This window comes from Streptomyces hydrogenans (assembly GCF_014656075.1).
In the GTDB taxonomy this organism is placed as follows: Bacteria; Actinomycetota; Actinomycetes; order Streptomycetales; family Streptomycetaceae; genus Streptomyces; species Streptomyces hydrogenans.
Genome location: NZ_BNBS01000006.1, coordinates 82145 through 100734 on the forward strand (window position 1 = coordinate 82145; position 18590 = coordinate 100734).

Annotated in this window: 9 protein-coding genes; 5 read left to right on the forward strand and 4 right to left on the reverse strand. The window is 68.8% G+C overall.

The window, feature by feature from the left end:
• The first annotated feature begins 113 nt into the window (after nt 1–113).
• From IE321_RS04805 to glmM, 4 genes are all read left to right on the forward strand, one after another.
• Nucleotides 114–506: a winged helix-turn-helix transcriptional regulator gene (locus tag IE321_RS04805; RefSeq protein ID WP_190221893.1), complete on the forward strand. Its 393-nt coding sequence runs from the start codon at nt 114–116 to the stop codon at nt 504–506.
• Between the two features lie 285 nt (nt 507–791).
• Complete coding sequence (gene rplM / locus IE321_RS04810) at nt 792–1235, forward strand: 50S ribosomal protein L13 (protein WP_043230293.1); 444 nt, start codon at nt 792–794, stop codon at nt 1233–1235.
• 44 nt (nt 1236–1279) lie between these two features.
• A complete protein-coding gene (rpsI, locus tag IE321_RS04815) occupies nt 1280–1792 on the forward strand; it encodes a 30S ribosomal protein S9 (RefSeq protein ID WP_030750225.1) in 513 nt (170 codons plus the stop codon).
• 119 nt (nt 1793–1911) lie between these two features.
• Complete coding sequence (glmM, locus tag IE321_RS04820) at nt 1912–3270, forward strand: phosphoglucosamine mutase (protein ID WP_043230294.1); 1359 nt, start codon at nt 1912–1914, stop codon at nt 3268–3270.
• Between the two features lie 70 nt (nt 3271–3340).
• Here glmM and IE321_RS04825 read toward each other — a convergent pair whose 3' ends face one another.
• The 4 genes from IE321_RS04825 to IE321_RS42745 form a co-directional block, all read right to left on the reverse strand.
• Nucleotides 3341–4291, reverse strand: coding sequence for a DUF389 domain-containing protein (locus IE321_RS04825; RefSeq protein WP_190221894.1), 951 nt, complete (start codon nt 4289–4291; stop codon nt 3341–3343).
• Between the two features lie 3 nt (nt 4292–4294).
• Nucleotides 4295–5308 (reverse strand): type I pantothenate kinase, encoded by a 1014-nt coding sequence (gene coaA / locus IE321_RS04830; protein WP_043230296.1) that lies wholly within the window; start codon nt 5306–5308, stop codon nt 4295–4297.
• A 176-nt stretch (nt 5309–5484) separates the two neighbouring features.
• A complete protein-coding gene (locus IE321_RS04835; protein ID WP_190221895.1) occupies nt 5485–6039 on the reverse strand; it encodes a hypothetical protein in 555 nt (184 codons plus the stop codon).
• Between the two features lie 6 nt (nt 6040–6045).
• Entirely contained in the window at nt 6046–13113 is a 7068-nt protein-coding gene (locus tag IE321_RS42745) for a polymorphic toxin-type HINT domain-containing protein (RefSeq protein ID WP_190221896.1), read from the reverse strand.
• A gap of 455 nt (nt 13114–13568) precedes the next feature.
• On the opposite strand from IE321_RS42745, the gene IE321_RS04845 reads away from it, so the two are divergent.
• Complete coding sequence (locus IE321_RS04845) at nt 13569–18503, forward strand: FG-GAP-like repeat-containing protein (protein WP_190221897.1); 4935 nt, start codon at nt 13569–13571, stop codon at nt 18501–18503.
• Nucleotides 18504–18590 lie beyond the last annotated feature (87 nt).

An 18590-nucleotide genomic window follows, 5' to 3' on the forward strand; every position in this document is an offset into this window, starting at 1 on the left:
GGCCTTCCGTGAGGGACGTACGTGACGGTTCTCTCACGACGCTAGGGAGGGCTACTCTCTGTCGGGAAGTAGGTACCCACGAGTGCGTACCGCACCGGAAGGAGCGTGCCCCCGTGCCCACCCGCACCGCCGCCGAGCGCCGCGAGGAGGCGCGCCACGCCTATGACGCGTACCTCGCCGAGTGCCCCGCGCGGCAGCTCCTCGACCGCATCGCCGACAAGTGGGTCACCCTCGTCCTGAACGCCCTCGCGGACGGCCCCCGCCGCTACGGCGAACTGAGCCGCAAGGTCGCCGGCGTCAGCCAGAAGATGCTCACCCAGACCCTCCGCTCCCTGGAGCGCGACGGTCTGGTCTCCCGCGCGGTGACTCCGTCGGTCCCGGTCCGTGTCGACTACGCGCTGACGCCGCTGGGGGAGTCCCTGCTGCCGGTGGTGGCGGCGGTGAAGGCATGGGCGGACGGTCACATGGGCGAGGTGGCGGCGGCGCGGGCGGCGTACGACGGGTGAGTGGGGGCGGTGGCGGCGTACGGCGGGTGGGGCCGGGTCGGCGGGTGGGGTCCGGTGCGGGGGTGGCGGGGGCGTGTTTTGACCCTCGTGGGGGCGCACGGGTACGCTTCTGCTTTGTTATGCGTATTGGCTTCGTCGTTCTCACGCGAAGAGCCGGTGCGCAGGTTCCCTGGAGCAGTTACCAGTGGCTCGCATACGGGCGGTGTCCCGGCAGTGCAGGCCCCAGCTGCATGATCGCTTCAGGTGTGTCTGGACTCCATCCACTGAAGAAGCGAAGGCTACGAAGTGCGTACGTACAGCCCCAAGCCCGGCGATGTCACTCGCCAGTGGCACATCATCGACGCGCAGGACATCGTCCTGGGTCGTCTGGCCACGACGGCTGCGAACCTCCTGCGAGGCAAGCACAAGCCGATCTACGCCCCGCACATGGACATGGGCGACTTCGTCATCATCATCAACGCTGACAAGGTCCACCTGTCCGGCAACAAGAAGTCCCAGAAGCTGGCCTACCGCCACTCCGGCTTCCCGGGTGGTCTGCGCTCCGTCCGTTACGACGAGCTGCTGGCCAAGAACCCCGAGAAGGCCGTCGAGAAGGCCATCAAGGGCATGATCCCCAAGAACACCCTGGGCCGTCAGATGCTCTCGAAGCTGAAGGTCTACGCGGGCGAGAACCACCCGCACGCTGCCCAGCAGCCGGTCCCGTTCGAGATCACCCAGGTCGCGCAGTAATTCCGGCCACACCCCCTAAGAACGAAAGAAATCTGAGGAGCATCGTGGCCGAGACCACCCCCGAGACCCCCGTCGACGAGTTCGAGGGCGTCGAGGAGTACACCACCGAGACCGAGATCGTCGAGGGTGACTACACCTCCGAGTCCCTCGCGTCCCGCTTCGGCGACCCGCAGCCGGCCGCCGGCCTGGGCCGTCGCAAGAACGCCATCGCCCGCGTCCGGATCGTCCCGGGCACCGGCAAGTGGAAGATCAACGGGCGTACGCTCGAGGACTACTTCCCGAACAAGGTCCACCAGCAGGAAGTCAACGAGCCCTTCAAGGTGCTCGAGCTCGACAACCGCTACGACGTCATCGCCCGCATCGCGGGTGGCGGTGTCTCCGGTCAGGCCGGCGCCCTGCGCCTCGGCGTGGCCCGCGCCCTCAACGAGGCCGACGTCGAGAACAACCGCCCGGCGCTGAAGAAGGCCGGCTTCCTCTCCCGTGACGACCGCGCGGTCGAGCGGAAGAAGGCCGGTCTCAAGAAGGCCCGTAAGGCTCCGCAGTACAGCAAGCGTTAATCGCCTGCCGCACTGCTTGTACGTACGCCCCGGCGCACTGCGCGTGCCGTCGGGGCGTACGTTTTTTCTTAACCTTCTTCACCTTTCAGTCTTTGGGCACGCATTTTCGGAGGACAGCTGTGGGACGACTCTTCGGCACCGACGGCGTACGCGGCGTAGCCAACGCCGACCTGACGGCGGAGCTCGCGCTCGGCCTGTCGGTCGCGGCGGCGCACGTGCTCGCCGAAGCGGGGACCTTCGAAGGCCATCGGCCGACCGCCGTGGTCGGCCGTGACCCGCGCGCGTCCGGAGAGTTCCTGGAGGCGGCCGTCGTCGCCGGTCTCGCCAGCGCCGGCGTCGACGTCCTGCGCGTCGGCGTCCTGCCCACCCCGGCCGTCGCCCACCTCACCGGCGTCCTCGGCGCCGACCTCGGCGTGATGCTCTCCGCCAGCCACAACGCCATGCCCGACAACGGCATCAAGTTCTTCGCCCGCGGCGGCCACAAGCTGGCCGACGACCTGGAGGACAAGATCGAGGGCGTCTACGAGGAGCACCGCACCGGCGCTCCCTGGGACCGCCCGACCGGCGCCGGCGTCGGCCGCGTCCGCGACTACGACGAGGGCTTCGAGACCTACGTCTCCCACCTCCTCGCCGTGCTCCCCAACCGCCTCGACGGCCTCAAGATCGTCCTCGACGAGGCCCACGGCGCCGCCGCCCGCGTCTCCCCGGAGGCGTTCACCCGGGCCGGCGCCCAGGTCGTCACCATCGGTGCCGCCCCCGACGGCCTCAACATCAACGACGGCTGCGGCTCCACCCACCTGGAGCTGCTGAAGGCCGCCGTCGTCGAGCACGGCGCCGACCTCGGCATCGCCCACGACGGCGACGCCGACCGCTGCCTCGCCGTCGACCACACCGGCGCGGAGGTGGACGGCGACCAGATCCTCGCCGTCCTGTCCCTCGCCATGCGCGAGGCCGGCACCCTGCGCGGCGACACCGTCGTCGCCACCGTCATGTCCAACCTGGGCTTCAAGCTCGCCATGGAGCGCGAGGGCCTCACCCTCGTCCAGACCGCGGTCGGCGACCGCTACGTCCTGGAGTCCATGAAGGAGCACGGCTACGCCCTCGGCGGCGAGCAGTCCGGCCACGTCATCGTGCTCGACCACGCCACCACCGGCGACGGCACCCTGACCGGCCTCATGCTGGCCGCCCGCGTCGCCGCCACCGGCAAGTCCCTCGGCGAGCTGGCCGCCGTCATGGAGCGGCTGCCGCAGATCCTGATCAACGTCAAGGACGTCGACAAGTCCCGCGTCACCACCTCCGCCGAGCTCGCCGCCGCCGTCGCCGACGCCGAGCGCGAGCTGGGCACCACCGGCCGCGTGCTGCTCCGCTCCTCCGGCACCGAGCCGCTGGTCCGCGTCATGGTCGAGGCCGCCGACATCGAGCAGGCCCGCGCCGTCGCGCAGCGCCTCGCCGACGTCGTGAAGTCCGCCCTCGGCTAGTCCCTCCGGACGGTACGGAGAAGGGCCCCGCGCACTCCGGTGCGGCGGGGCCCTTTCCCGTACCCGGGGGTCAGCCCCTGCGCAGGCGGCGCTTCAGCTTGCCGCGCTGGGTGTTCCACAGCCACTTCTGCAGCAGCAGTGTCAGGGTCCCCGCCAGCATGATCCCCAGCAGGTTCAGCAGCAGCTGCTGGATCGAGCCCCAGGTCTGGCCGACCTCGCCGTAGCTGAGCGCCACCGCCGCGTTCGCCGCCGCCGGGACGGTCGTCACCGAGATCGCCACGCCCACCAGGGCACCCGCCTTCGACGAGGTCAGCGACAGCGTGCCGGCCGCGCCCGCGAGCAGCGCCACCACGAAGGAGAACGGGTCCGGCTGCCAGATGAAGCTGGTCTGCGGCCGATCCCCGTCGAGCAGCTCCACGCTGAACAGCCCGAGCCGGTCCATCAGCAGACTGAACAGGGTCGTGACCAGGATCGCCGCCAGGAAGCCGACGAGCAGCGCGATCAGCGACCGGACCGCGAGCCGCGGCGCCCGCTTCACGATCGCCGTGCACACCCCGGCCAGCGGACCGAACTCCGGGCCCACCGCCATCGCGCCCACGATCAGGATCGCGTTGTCGAGGACGACACCGCAGGCCGCGATCATCGTCGCCAGCAGCATGAAGGCGAGATAGGTGAAGGAGAGCGTCGACTCCTCGTGCGTCGCGGTCGCCAGCTGCTCCCAGATGACCGCGTCCGCGCCCTCGCCGGGAGCGTCCTCCTCGGCGGCGTCGGCCCGCTCCGACATCGACAGGTCGATGTTCTCGACGGCGATCGAACCGTCCTGATCGAGCTTCAGCTCCCGCAGCGCGTGCAGGAGTTCGTCGCCCGCCTCCCGGGCGACGTCGCACAGGACGAGGTCCCCGGCCGGCACCCGGGCCGCTCCGGGCAGCACCACGAGGTGGGTGGTGCCGACGGTCGAGCCGATCAGCTCGGTCACGGCCTCGGTCCGGTCCGCGGGGACGATCATCCGTAGGTGCAGCATGGTTCAGAGCTTACGGAGACTCAGCCTCTGCACCTTGTGATCCGGCCCCTTGCGGACCACGAGCGTCGCCCGGCCCCGGGTCGGCGCCACGTTCTCCAGCAGGTTCACCTTGTTGACGGTCCGCCACATCGTGCGGGCGTAGTCCAGGGCCTCCTCCTCGGAGACCTGCGTCCAGCGCCGGAAGTACGAGGACGGGTCCTGGAAGGCGGTCTCCCGCAGCTTCCGGAAGCGGTTGAGGTACCAGCCCTCGATGTCCTCCGGCCGCGCGTCCACGTACACGGAGAAGTCGAAGTAGTCGGCGAGCCCGACCCGGGTCCGCCCGTCCTTGCCCGGCAGCGCCGGCTGGAGGACGTTCAGCCCCTCGACGATCAGGATGTCGGGCCGGCGCACCACGAGCTGCTCGCCCGGCACCCGGTCGTAGATGAGGTGCGAGTAGACCGGTGCGGTGACCTCGTCCTTCCCCGCCTTCACGTCGGCGACGAACCGGGTCAGCGCGCGCCGGTCGTACGACTCGGGGAACCCCTTCCGGGACATCAGCCCGCGCGCCTTCAGCTCCTCCATCGGATAGAGGAACCCGTCGGTGGTGATCCGCTCCACCCGCGGGTGCTCGGGCCACCGCGCCAGCAGCGCCTCCAGCAGACGGGCCACGGTCGACTTCCCGACCGCGACGGACCCGGCGACCCCTATGACGAACGGCGTCCCGCGCTGCTCGGCCTTCTCCCCGAGGAACGTGTTCAGCGCCCCCCGCAGCCCGCTGGTGGCCTGCACGTACAGGTTGAGCAGCCGGGACAGCGGCAGGTACACGTCCCGCACCTCGTCGAGGTCGATGACGTCCCCCAGGCCCTGGAGCCGTTCGACCTCGTCGGCGGTGAGGGGGAGGGGCGTCTTGTCGCGCAGGGCGCTCCACTCGGCGCGGGTGAGGTCGAGGTACGGCGTCGGCTCGGAAACCTTCCGGGAACCCCCGGACCCGTTCCCGGCTCCGTTGCCGTTGGCGCTTCGTGGCGGCGAAGTGATCACGGGCCTATTGTCCCGGGTCGGCGGGGGGTGTGGGGGGTGGGGTGGGTCACGTGGCGGGTGGCTTGTGCGGGCGGACCCTTCCCTGAACGCGGAGGGAAAACGTTAACCCGCCGGCCTTCACCAGCGAATTGACGCCTTCCCCCGTCGTACATCAATGCCCTACGGGACGCCGCGATCTAATCGTCATCGCATTGATCGCCCGTCCACCTTTCAAAGGCGGGTGGGTGCGTCAGGAATTCTTCAGGAAAGAACGGGCAGTCCAATGTTCCCTCCAGGAGCCCGAGAAGCAGCTCAAGGGAGTTCTGGCGGACGATCTGGAAACTTAGCTGGCCCGCCTCCACGATCAAGGTGGGCCATTCTTCCGGATCCCCTTCGGGAATCCAGAATATTTCATCCGCATTATCGGTGGCCCCCCATTGGATCAAGAGCGATGGGTTCGATCCGAAGTGGGACAGGAGCGATCTGATTTCAGGGATCTGTTTCCGGGAGAGGAGCTGTGTGGTTTCCCGGCTGCGCTGCGTGATGTCCAGCCACGGATTCGGGCAGCCCTGTTCGTAGATCCAGAGAAAGTCGTTGAAGGATCCGGGTCCATAGGTCTCCAGCAGTCTTGCGTGGCTGAGCGGGAGTGTCAGCTTCGTGCCGCCTGCGCCCGCCCCGGAAACAGATCCGGGGCGGGCATGCTTCCCTACTGGAGGCGGGCACAGATGGACCAGTGAGTCCAGCGTGTCCATGGGTTCCTAGAAGTTGGCGATCTTCGCGTAGTACGACCAGCCGAAGTCATCGACTGCCTCGATCACCACATGTGTAGCACGATACTTTGCGCTTCCGTATATCGGAGTGACGCTCATGATGATCGTATTGCCGGTGTCGGTCACATGGTCTGCGATGATCTTCTCGGCTGCGGAGATCGGGCCGTTGTTCTGGTCCCTGCCCTGGGTGATGATGTTGCGCGGATTGTCGCCGTCGCCACCGAACTGCCGCCCGATGAGATGCCCTCGCGAGTCGCCGGCGGCACCGCCGCGGAATCCGTGAGGCTTCCCGCTGGGCTCAGTTCCGATGACCTTCGCCTTGGCGTCGCGCAATGTCTGCGGAGAGACTTCCGCGTAAGCGGTGCCTCGTCGCCCGCCCTCGATCTCGGAGTAGACGCGGCTTCCGCAGTTGTGGACGAGGACGGGGGTGGTGTCCGCGAGGACGTAGTAGGTGTGGAAGTCGGCGACGGTGAGGTTGCGGACGCTGGCGGTCTGGGTCCAGGCCTGGACCGCGGTGACCTGGACGTGGGTGCCGGCGCTGGTGCGGAGCCACTGGCCGGGCTTGAGGTCCTTGGCGTCGATCCACTTGCTCAGGGCCGGGACCCAGAAGGGGTGACCGTCGGTGGCCGTGATGGGGGCCGTCGCGGTGCCCTTGTCGCCGTCGGTGTCGACGGTGATGCGGACGAGGTGCTTCTCGCCGTCGCCGACGATGGTGGCGGCGACGTTCTTGCCGGTGGTCTCACCGGTCTTCTCGTCGGTCGCCATGACCTGGTCGCCGGGCTTCAGGTCCTTGATCGGCTTGCTGCTGCCGTCCGCGAGGAGGACATGCGTCTCGGGGGTGAAGCTGTTTCTGATCGGGCAGGTGGCTCCATCGCCTCCGTCGGTCTTCTTCGCCGCGTCGGCTGCCGCGTCCGCCTTTCTCATCGATTTCGCCGCGTCGGCCTTCTTCTCCCAGGCGGCGTAGTCCTGGGCGTACCTCGCCATGGCTGCGGCGTCGTCGTCCGCGCGCCGCATGACGCCGAGGGCCCAGCGGACCTCGTCCTCCCAGCGGTGGTACATCTTCCACGCGGCTTCGAGCGCCTTGAGGGTGCGCTTGGCCTTTCCGGCGAGCGGCATGGCCGCGTCCAGTGCGAGGGCACCGCAGGCGAGGACGTCGCCGCCGAGGCAGGCCTGGATGTCGTCGAATCCGCTGATGCCCTTGGCGACCTCGATGGCGATCTCAAGAATGATGTCCGTCTTGGACTTCTTCTTGATGAACGTCGCCTTCTTGACGTCGTCCTCACTGGCGGTGGTCGTCGGCTTGGCCGGTGCCTTGATGTCGAGCTGGTTCTCGACGTAGTCCTCGACGACCTCGTCGAAGGAGTCCTTTCCTTCGGTCTGCATGGGGGCACGGCAGTCGCCGGCTCCGTCACAGGACGCGAGACCGGAGGGGTCGGAGAAGGTGATCGGGCTGTTGAACCCGTACGCGTACGGGTTCATCGTCTGGGACTCGGCGATGTCCATCAGCGGGTCGACGGAGATGAACCGGCCCAGCGCGGGGTCGTACTCGCGGGCGTTGAGGTGGGTCAGGCCGGTGGCGTCCTTGGCGCCGCCGAGATAGCCCTTGTCGTCCGGCCACATCGAAGGTGCCGTGCCGCGGTCCTCGCCGAACGGGGTCTGCTTGCGGCGGGTGACCGTCTTGGTGGCGGCGTCGACCGCGGTGGTCGCGGTGCCGTTGCGGTCGGAGAGCAGGTACGACTTCTTGACCGTGCCGTTCTCGGCGACCTTCACCATGGCCGGTCCGGCCGGGTGCGCGTAGTAGCGGGTGGTCTTGGCGACGTTGCCCGCCGCGTCGAGCTTCAGCTCGGTTCCTGGCAGGTAGAGGGTGGTGCCGGTCGCCTCGCGTTCGATGAGGCGCTTGCCGCCCGCGTCGTAGACGTAGGACGACTCGTTCGTGCCGGCGGTCACCTTCTCCAGATGGCCTTCCAGATCCCACTGGAGCGACTGCGTGTTGCCCTGGACGGTGCGAGTGGTGGTGTTGCCCGCGTCGTCGTAGCCGAAGAGGTCCTCGCGCTGGCCCTGGGGGCCGGTGGTGGTGACCTTGGACAGGCGGCTCTTGGTGGGCAGACCGGCGGCGTAGGTGTAGGTCCGCTTGACGTCCTTGGCGGTGTCACCGAGCGGGTCGTGCTTGGTCTCGCTCAGACGGTTGCCCGCCGCGTCGAACGTGTACGAGTGCCAGTACGCGTCCGGACCGCCCACCTTCGGCGCCGAACCCTCAGCCGAAGCACCGGGCTTCTGCGCACACGCGTCGGACGCGGTCCACGCGTCGGTCATCCGGCGCAGGTGGTCGTAGGCGAAGCACTGGACGTCGGTGGTGGCGGCGGTGGGGTTGTCGCCGGTCTTGTCGGTGATGCGGGTGACGTTGCCGACGGCGTCGTAGTCGGTGACCACGTCGTTGAGCGTGATCGTGTCGACCGTGCCGACTTCCTGGTGGTTCGTCGTGCGGGTGGGCCGGCGGGTCTGCTCGTCGAACAGGTTGCTGGTGATCAGCGCCTTGCCCGCCGAGTCGACCTTGGTGCGCACCACGTCGCCGAGCGAGGTGTACTCGGTGGCCGCGACGAAGGTCAGGCCCGCGACCGCCATGGAGTTGACGGTGTCCAGGGCGTTGTAGCCGATCGACACCCGCTCGGAAGGCAGGCCGCCGACCGCGGGGTGGGTCATGGTCTGCGGCAGACCGGTACGCGCCGTGTAGGTGTTGGTGTAGGTGTAGGTGCCGGCGAGCTTGCCCTCGCTGGCCGGAATGGTGACCGAGGTGGACTTCGGCCGGTACTCGGTGTCGTAGGCGGTGACCGCCTGGGTGTAGGCGTTGCCGTTCACATAGCGCGTGGACGAGGCCGCGAGACCGAGGGCACCGGGGACGGTGTCGTAGGTCTGCGAGGTCAGCTTCGTGCCCGAGAGCGAGCCCTCGTGGGTGGCGGTGACACGGCCGAGCGCGTCATAGGCCATCGCGATCGTGCGGGCCGGGCTGCGGCCGTCGGTCATCGAGACGGCCCGGTCGCCCTGGTCGTACTCGATCGATGACGTGCCCTTGTCGGGGTCCGTCATCGTCTTGACGCGGCCGCGGATGTCGTAGGTCTGGGACCAGACGTTGCCGATCTGGTCGGTGACCTTCTCCAGCCGGCCCTTGCGGTCGTAGCCGTACGTGATCTTGTCGTAGTCACCCGACGGACCCGCACCCTTGAACTGGCGCAGCTCCGTCTTGCGGCCCTGGGCGTCCAGGAGCGCCATGGTCGGCGTGTCGCCGGCCGGCGGGTCGACGGCCGTCCAGTCGCCGCCGTAGGTGGTGGTGGACCGCCAGGTCTCCACGCCCTTGCTGCGGGCGATGGTGGCGGAGGGCCGGCCCAGTCCGTCGTACGTCATCACGGTGGAGGACGGGACGGAGTTGTCGGTGGGCGGGAACAGGGTGGCGACCGGGCCGCTGGCGCTGTTGTAGTAGCCGCCGTTCTCCTTCCAGACCCGGCCGAGGCTGTCGTAGAAGGTGTCGGTGACAACCCGGCCGCCGTTCATGGCGGGGTTCTGGGTCTGGCGCAGGCGCAGGGAGCCGTCGTAGAAGTCGTAGGAGACGCGGTAGGTGCCGTCCTCCAGCAGACGCTTGTTCGTGATCACGACCGGCGCGTCACGGCCCACGGTGTACTCGAACTCGGCGTCCGGAGTCGTCGTGAGCGAGTCGCGGTCCGGGGACCAAACCTTCTTCATCCGGCCCAGCGCGTCGTACTCCATGACCGTCTTGCGGCCGTTCGCGTCTGTCTGCGCGATCGGCAGGCCACGGCCCGGGTCGAGCTCCGTGGTCGCCGTGTGCCCGAGCGTGTTGGTGGTGACGGTCTTGGTCACCACGGCGCCGGAGGCGGGGGTGTAGGCGGTTGACGTGGTCTTGCCGTAGACATCGGTCGCCGAGGTGAGGCGGCCGTAGGCGTCGAACGTCGCCGTACCCTCGGTGGTGTACTGCGGGACGTTGTTCGTGAAGCCCGACAGCGACAGCGTCTTGACGACGTTGCCGACGGCGTCGTACTCGACCTTGATGTCGGAGACGACGTTGCCGGGGCCGTACGTGGTCGGGGTGTCACACGCCGCCGTGACGGTGAGCATCCGGGTCTGCTGGGTCTTGAACCACTTCTCGGTGTCGTTCAGGTACTCGTAGCGGGCGCAGGTGTCGTCATCCGGATCGGACGTGTCGCCCTTGTACCAGGTCCAGTTGATGCGTCCGTCGCTGTCGTAGTCGTGCTCGACGGCCGTCTTCCGCTCGCCCCGGCCGTCCGACAGGATCGTGCGCGACGAGGTCGACTTCACGCCCTGGACCCAGGACTCCAGGTCGGACGCGCCGGTGGCCGTGCGGTCGCGCTTGGCGACCGGCCCGCCCAGGTACGGCGTGTTGATGGTGGCGGAGTTCAGCTCGCCGCCGACGCCGTTGTAGTGGCGGGTCTCCCTGACCTGGCCGGCGAGCATGCGGTGGTCGGCCACCGAACTACCGTCGGAGGCGGTGATGGAGACGTCGCGGCGGGTGCCGTCGGCCTTCAGATCACCGTCCATGCCCCGGTAGAAGAGGGTCTCGGTGCGGGTCAGGACGTCGGGGGCGACGCCGTGGACGGTGCGGACTTCGCCGTAGCCTCGGTAGACCGACCAGGTGCGGGCGGGCTTGTTGGTCAGCTCGCTGGCGTCGTCGTAGGCCCAGGCGGGGGTGCCGAGGTAGGTGTAGTTGACCTCACGGGTGGGTGAGGTGCCGTTCTTGTCCTCCTCGCGGACCTGGTCCACGCGGTGCTTGTGGAACCAGTCGGTGGAGTACTTCTTCTTCATGCCCGTCGGGTCGGTCGGGTCGTTGGTCTCGACCACGACGGGGAAGCAGCGCAGCGTGTTGCTGTCCGGCGAGGCGGGCAGTTTGACCGCTCCCGGGGTGCTGGAGCACTCGGTGGGGGCGTAGACGACCACGGTGCGGGCGCCGGTCTCGGTGTTGATCTGGGTGACGCGCCAGCGCAGGTACGGGGGGTTGCCGTCGGTGTCGTTGTCGACCCGGTTGGGCTTCTGCACGCCGACGAAGGTGACGGCGGGCAGACCGAGGGTGCCGCCGTTCTCGTCGGTGCGCTGGATGCTCTTCAGCCACAGCGGGTACTCGCCGTTGACGGCGCCGTCGCCGGTGGACTGGAAGGAGTGGGCCATCGTCCAGGTGTCGACCGCCGTCGACACACCGTTCTTCAGCACCCGGGTCGTGATGCTCTTCAGGAGCTTGCGGGTGAAGAAGGTGGGGGTGTAGCGGTCGGTGCAGGTCTGGCCCGACGCGCACAGCTGGTCGGCGGGGACGTCCGGCCAGTTCTTCGCCACGTCGTACGCCGCTGTCGAGGTCAGCTTGGATTCCGCGCAGTCGAACGACGTGGTGACGATGCAGCGTTCTTCGGCCTTGTAGGTGACCTCGGCCGGGGCCGGGGCGAACAGGTCGTCCGAGCGCAGGCCGTACGCGGCGCGCTTGAGGTAGCCGGAACGGTCGTAGGCGCGGGCGGTGGAGGTGCCGGTGGTGGTGACGTTGGAGCCGTAGAAGTTGCGCTCCTTGGCGTACCAGTACGTCAGGGCGTTGCCGCGCGGGTCGACGACGTAGTCGAGGTTCCAGCGGTAGGTCTGGTCACAGACGGAGGCCGCGTAGGAGGCGTTGTAGCAGGGCTCGCCGTCGTGGTTGCCGTAGACCGGGACGTTCAGCGCGGAGTTCGTCTCCGGCTTGCCACTCGCCCAGCCGGGGAGGCGGTTGAGGCCGAAGTGGAACTTCACGCCCTCGGCGTTGGTGACGACCCAGTACTCCTTCTCCTTGTCGCCGTTCTCGGCGCCGGTGAGGAGTTCGACCTTCGAGCCGTCCTGGCTGGCCGGGTACCACTTCTTGTCCGCGTCGTTCAGGACCAGGGAAGTGGACGAGCCGTTCAGCGACATCGTGACCATGGGAGGGCCATGACAGAGGTCACCGGTGGGGTGGGTGGTGGGGTTGTTGAACCCGCTGCCCGCCTTGCGGTCCTCCGCGCAGGCCACGTAGGTGCGCTCGATGAAGCTGGAACCGGTGTCCCAGCCGTCACCCACCCACGACGGCTGCTGCGAGGTGGCGACCGTGCGGCCGTCGATGCTGCCCGAGTTGTAGCCGATCGACAGCGACGGACCCGGACCACCCAGCGACGCGGGGATCTCCATCGGATACGTCCAGGAGAAGTCACCCGTCGACCCGCCCGCCGACCACGAACCGGTCGGGCTCAGCGACGTCGCCGAGTACGTGCCCTTCGCACCCGACGCCGAGGCCGTCGCGGCCAGAACCACCGCACCCGAAGCAGCGGCCGTGTCGGCGGAGCTCACGCCCGCCGCACCACCGGTGTCCGCCGCGCGGGCGGCGAACGTGCCGGTCAGTGTCCCGCTCTCGGTGTCGTTGACGCTGGCCAGCGGCACCGAGCCCTGGCACTCGGGCTTCTCCGGCGTCGTCAGCACACACGCCGGACGCTGGGAGAACCGCAGACGCGAGCCCCAGTCACCGCCATAGGCGTGCGCGAACGCGCTGTAGTCCAGCTGAACCGACAACGGGTTCGTGCCCTTGCCAGCGTCGGTGCGCTGCACCGACAGCAGCACGCCCTTCACGCCCGCCTTGCGGGCCTTGTCCTGGCCGTGGACGGACACCTTCGCCGTCACCGCCGGGGCATCCGCAGCGGGAGCGGCCGCGCCCTTGGCCACCGCCTTGTTCCCCAGCGCCAGGCGCACCGGAAGCGAACCCGCCCGCGCGGACGGACCCGCCGCAACGGCGGAAGCCGCGGACCGGCCGGCGGTGGCCTTCGGCACCGTCGCCTCCGCCGACGCCGCCGCAGGCCACCGCACCCCCGGTGCCGCCTTCAGCTCCGACTTCGCCGTCACATCCGGCGGGGCCGCCGGACCCTTCGGCGTGGTGGAGGCGGCCGGGACGTCCGTCACCTTCTGCAGCTCGGGCAGCCCCCGTCCGCCCGACGCCGCCTGCGCCGCGACCGGGGACAGCGACGCCCCCGAGGCCATCAGCGCCAGAGCGAGCACGGAAAGCCCCGAACGCCATGTTCGGGACGTATGTCTGGAAAGTTTTCGCGCATGCCGAAGTGGCACGTGAACCCCCACCCTCAAAATTCGAATGAACACGCGAACATTCGCAATTTACGCAGGGTGATCAGGGGCAACAAGAGACGTCCTGGCAAGGCGGTTCAGGAAACGGCGTGTCGGTGGGCAAATCAGGATGAGTCACAGGTCGGAGGGGGTGGAGTATGTCAAGTCGGTCGCTCTTTCTTCGCCCCGTGTCACCCCGGCCTGCTACAAAGCAGCCTGAATTATTCGTTCGAATTTCGGAGCCACGCCCGAGGGGGTTTCTCCCCGCAAGTGACGGGGTGGGTGATTGGCCTCCGATGTCGGATTTCGTGACCCAGAATGGGGAGGGGTCTCATTCCATGAGACAGTCAACGTCCAGAAAGTCCGGCCCGGGGAGGGCCGTGCGAAGAGGGGTGTCAGCAGCCGTCGTCGTGGTGATGTCGGCCGGCCTGCTCTCCCTCGCGCCGTCCGGGTTCGCCGTACCCGCGGCTCCCGCCACGCCCGAGGCCGACGCGCCGCTCACTCCGCAGTCGGAGCGGGACGCGAAGGTGACCGCGCAGGCCCTCAAGGAGGCCAAGGAGACCGGGAAGCCGGTCGAGATCCCGTCGCGGCGCACCGAGACCGACGAGGTGTTCATCAACCCGGACGGCACCGCCCGGGTGGACCGGTCGATCCTGCCGGTGCGGGTGCGCAAGGGCAGCAAGCTCGTCGACATCGACCCGAACCTCGCCGCCGGTACCGACGGACGGCTCGCGCCGAAGGCGTCGGCGATGGCCGTGTCGTTCTCCGGAGGCGGTGACGACGTCTTCGCGACGATGATCCGCGAAGGCCGGACCGTCACCCTGACCTGGCCGCACGGCAAGCTGCCCAAGCCCACCGTCAGCGGCCGGACCGCCACCTACGCCAACGTGCTGCCGGGCGTCGACCTGACCGCCACCGCGGACGACGTCTCCTTCTCCCACGCGCTGGTCGTCAAGACGCCCGCCGCCGCGAAGAACCCCGCCGTCCGCTCCGTCGACTTCGGCCTCAAGACCCGCGGCCTGCAGGTCACGCAGGGCGAGGCGGGCGAGCTGCTCGCCAAGAACCCCTCGCGTGACGCGGTCTTCGCCGCGCCGCAGCCGCACATGTGGGACTCGGCCGGTTCGGAGACCTCCACCGCGATCGACCCGAAGACCCCGAAGGCCGCCAAGCCGGCCGCCGCCCGCTCGCTCCAGGACACCCTGACGGGCGCGGTCGAGGGCAGCAACCGGGCCAAGCTGGGCGTGAAGCTCGGCGCGGGCAAGGTCACCCTCACCCCGGACACCAAGCTCCTGGACGACCCGAAGACGGTCTTCCCCGTCGTCATCGACCCCAAGTGGGCCCCCGACGCCTGGAAGAACGCCTGGTCCGTCGCCTACAAGCACTCCGCCTACCCGGGCACCGAGAACACCGTCTACTACAACGGCGGCACCCTCTCCGACCACGCCCGCGTCGGCGTCTCCATCGACGGTGACAACGGCGGCACCGTCCGCGCCAACACCTATTTCCGCATCCCCATCGGAAACCTCGCGGGCAAGGACATCATCAAGTCGACGCTGCGGATCCAGCAGACGCACGCCGGCTCCTGGTCCTGCAGCTCCGGCGACGTCCAGGTCAAGACCATCGGCAACAACCTGCCGACCAACATCACCTGGAACAACCAGCCGGCCTGGGGCGCCCTGGTGGACTCCTCCGGCGAGTCCTACGGCGGCCGCAACTGCCCGTCCGACACGGCAGGCCTGGTCGAGTTCGACGTCACCGGTGGCATCAGCGATGCCGTCGACGACAAGTGGGGCAGCTGGTCCTTCGTCCTCACCTCGAAGTCGAACGCGGTCGACGTCTCGTGGCGCAAGTTCAACCCGAACTCCGCGCGCGTCTCGACGTTCTACAACACGCTGCCGAGCCGGCCGACCCTGTCGATCGACCCGTCGCTCCCGTGCGCGGGCGGCATCATCGGCACGACCGACGAGATCGTCCTGAACGCCTCGAAGTTCGAGGACGACGAGAACGACGACCTCGACGTCGAGTTCAAGTGGGCGCAGAACGGCCAGCCGGCCAAGACCGTGTCGAGGAACGCCAGCAGCGGGGGCACCGCCCAGCTGCGGATCCCCGCCGGCACGACGCTGCCGTCCGCCACCTTCTGGTACGAGGCGGTCGTCAAGGACGGCGTCGGCAACAGCCCGCGGGCCGGCCGCTGCTACTTCACCTACGACCGCACCGGCCCGAAGAACCCGCCGAAGGTCAGCTCGTCCGACTGGCCGGAGAACCTGGGCAAGGGCTGCACGCCGGACCTTCCGGCGGGTACCCCCTGCTCGAAGAAGGCGCGGACGACCGGCTCGTTCACGTTCGCGGCCAACCCGGCTTCCGGCGAGACCAACGACATCGTCGAGTACGTCTGGTGGACCGACTACGACACCAAGGAGAAGCCGGTCAAGCCCGCCTCGACCGGCGGCTCCGTCACCGTCAGCGTGAAGCCGATGGCCAACGGTCCGCAGTACCTCTACGTGCGCAGCGAGGACGCGGCCAACAACCGCTCCCGCGTCAAGGCGTACCTGTTCATCCCCTCCCGCTCGGACAAGCGCGACAAGCTGGGTGACCTGAACGGCGACGACATGGTCGACCTCGTCACCCTCGACCCGGGGGCGGGCACGCTGTGGTCCTACCCGAGCCGCGGTGACGGCACGTTCGGCACGGGCATGTCCGCCAAGGACGAGTCCTTCGCCTCCGGCACGGTCTCCGTCGGCGGAAGCTGGGACGACGACGACTACTACGAGGACCTCGTCTCCCTGCAGCCCGCGGAGGACGACCCCAGCACCTATGAGCTGTGGGCCTACCGGGGCAACGGAGGCGGCAAGCTCCTCACGGGTGAGAACGATCGGCAGAACCTGACGATCGCCACCAACAACTGTTACAACCCCGCCCGTTCCGACTGCGACAACCACTGGGCCAAGGGCGCCGAGATCGTCTCCGTGCCCAGCCTCAGCGACGACGACGGAGCGCCCTACGGCGGTCCCGACGGCGTGATCGACGAGCGCGACTTCCCCGATCTGCTGGTCAAGGAGGGCGCCAACCTCTGGCTCTACCTCGGCTCCCGCTCCGGCGGCATGCTGGACAACTTCACCGGTCCGATCGCCCTCGGCAACGCCGACTGGCAGGACATGACGATCATGACTCCGGGCGACCTGAACAAGGACGGCCTGCCGGAGATCTGGGCCCGTGACAAGGTCAAGGGCACCATCCACCAGTACACGAGCAAGCGCACCACCGTGCCCGGCCAGGGCGGCGTCCTCGCCGACCTCACCGTGTACGGCGAGGCGGCGGCCCGCCAGGCCTCGATCGCCACCGGCTTCAAGGCCGCCGACGTGCCCAGCCTGTCGACCACCGGTGACTTCGAGAACGACGGCTTCGCCGACCTCTGGTCGCGCGACGGACTCGGTCGCGCCTACGTCTACTCCGGCCAGGCGCCCGTCAACGGCCAGTCCTTCAAGGCCGCCCGCTACATCACCACCACCGGCTACGACTGGAACGAGTGCAAGCCGTTCGCCCCGGCGACCGGCACCACGCAGATCCAGGTCTGCGGCCCCATCCTCGGCAAGTACGAGGCCCTCGGCGGTCCGGCCGTCTTCGGCAAGCCGACCTCCGCCGTGACCAACGTCAGCGACGGCGGACGGTACGTCAACTTCGCCCAGCCCGGCACCACCGCCACCGACCGCGCCATCTCCTGGAGCAAGAACACCGGAGCCTGGTCCGTCGCCAACGGCGTCTTCAGCCGGTGGGTCACCGCCGGACGGGAGACCGGAACCCTCGGCTACCCGACCGCCGACGAGCGGCAGACGGGCGTCCAGGGCGGCACCTTCATCACCTTCAGCAAGGCCGGCAAGGCCGGCGCCATCTACTGGCGCGACGGCATCGGCTCGGAGATGATCACGGGCGCCATCTACAACCAGTACGTGAAGCTCGGCGGCGTCCGCGTCTACGGCTACCCGACCGGCGACGCGGTGGCGACCACGGGCGTCACCGGTCTCGTCCAGCACTTCCGCTCGGGCACGTCCGCCACGGACAACCACTCCTTCTACTACAGTGCCGCGACCGGCGCCGCGCCCGTCTCCGGCGCCATCCGCACCCACTGGCTGAGCAAGGGCGGGCACACCGGCACCCTCGGGTTCCCGGCCTCGGCCGAGTACTCCGTCTACGGCGGCCGGCGCACCACCTTCAAGAACGGCTACATCCGCTGGAACCGGCAGACCGCGCACGTCGCGGAGCACGCCTGGACCGACCGGACCGCGCACCTGCGGACCGACCTGGCCGGCGACTACGACGGTGACGGCAAGACCGACATCTTCACCGTCTACGACTACGAGAAGGGCGGCATCGGCCTCTACGTGGCCAAGGCCAACAACAACGACGGCCACAACCCGCCGCAGGAGTACTTCGCCACGGACGACCCGGGCGACTGGTACTACGACAGCAGCAAGTGGGCGGCCGGTGACTTCAACGGCGACGGCCGCGACGACCTCGTGGGCTTCTACGGCTACGGGACCGGAGCCGTCAGGGCGTACTCCTTCCTGAGCCAGGCCAGTGGCGGACCCGTCCGGCGCACCAGCATCGACCTGCCCACGGGCCAGTGGGACTGGTCGAAGAGCACCATGCTCGCCGGTGACCTCAACGGCGACGGCCGGGACGACCTCGCCTTCGTCTACGACCACGGCAACGGCGTCCTGGGCGTGAAGCGGGCCCTGTCCAAGGCCGACGGCACCTTCGAGAACCCGGTCGAGTCGTTCCGCACGGCGGCGACCTGGTGGTACGCGGCCTCGGCCAGCTACACCATGGGCGACACCAACGGTGACGGCCGGGACGACATCGTCGCCCTCTACGGCTACGCCAACGGCGAGGCCCGTCTCTTCACCTTCGCGGCGAAGGCCGACGGCCACCTCAGCAACTACGTGGGCTCCTGGTCCGCGCCCGCCGGCGTCTGGGAGCGCAGCCGGGCCAAGCTGACCACGGGCGACTTCAACAAGGACGGCCGCGACGACCTCGCGGTCATGTACGGGTACGACGACGGGCGCACCGACACCCGGATCTTCCACGCCCGGGCCGACGGCGGCTTCGACGGCTTCGTGACGCCGTACTCCAGCCTCCCCGGCGGCTGGTACTCGTCGAGCACCGGGAACCTCGTGACCGGCGACATGAACGCCGACGGCTACCCCGACATCACCACCTCGTACAACTACGCCAACGGCGAGACGTGGGTGTTCACCTTCCACGGCAACGCGGCGGGAACGGTCGACCGGCCGGCCCGCGGCTGGTACGTCAGGCCCGGCGTCTGGTAGGCACCGGCGCCGCCACCTGACGGCATGACGAGGGCCGCACCCCAGCCAGGGGTGCGGCCCTTCGCGTGCGCTCCGGCCGATTCGGGG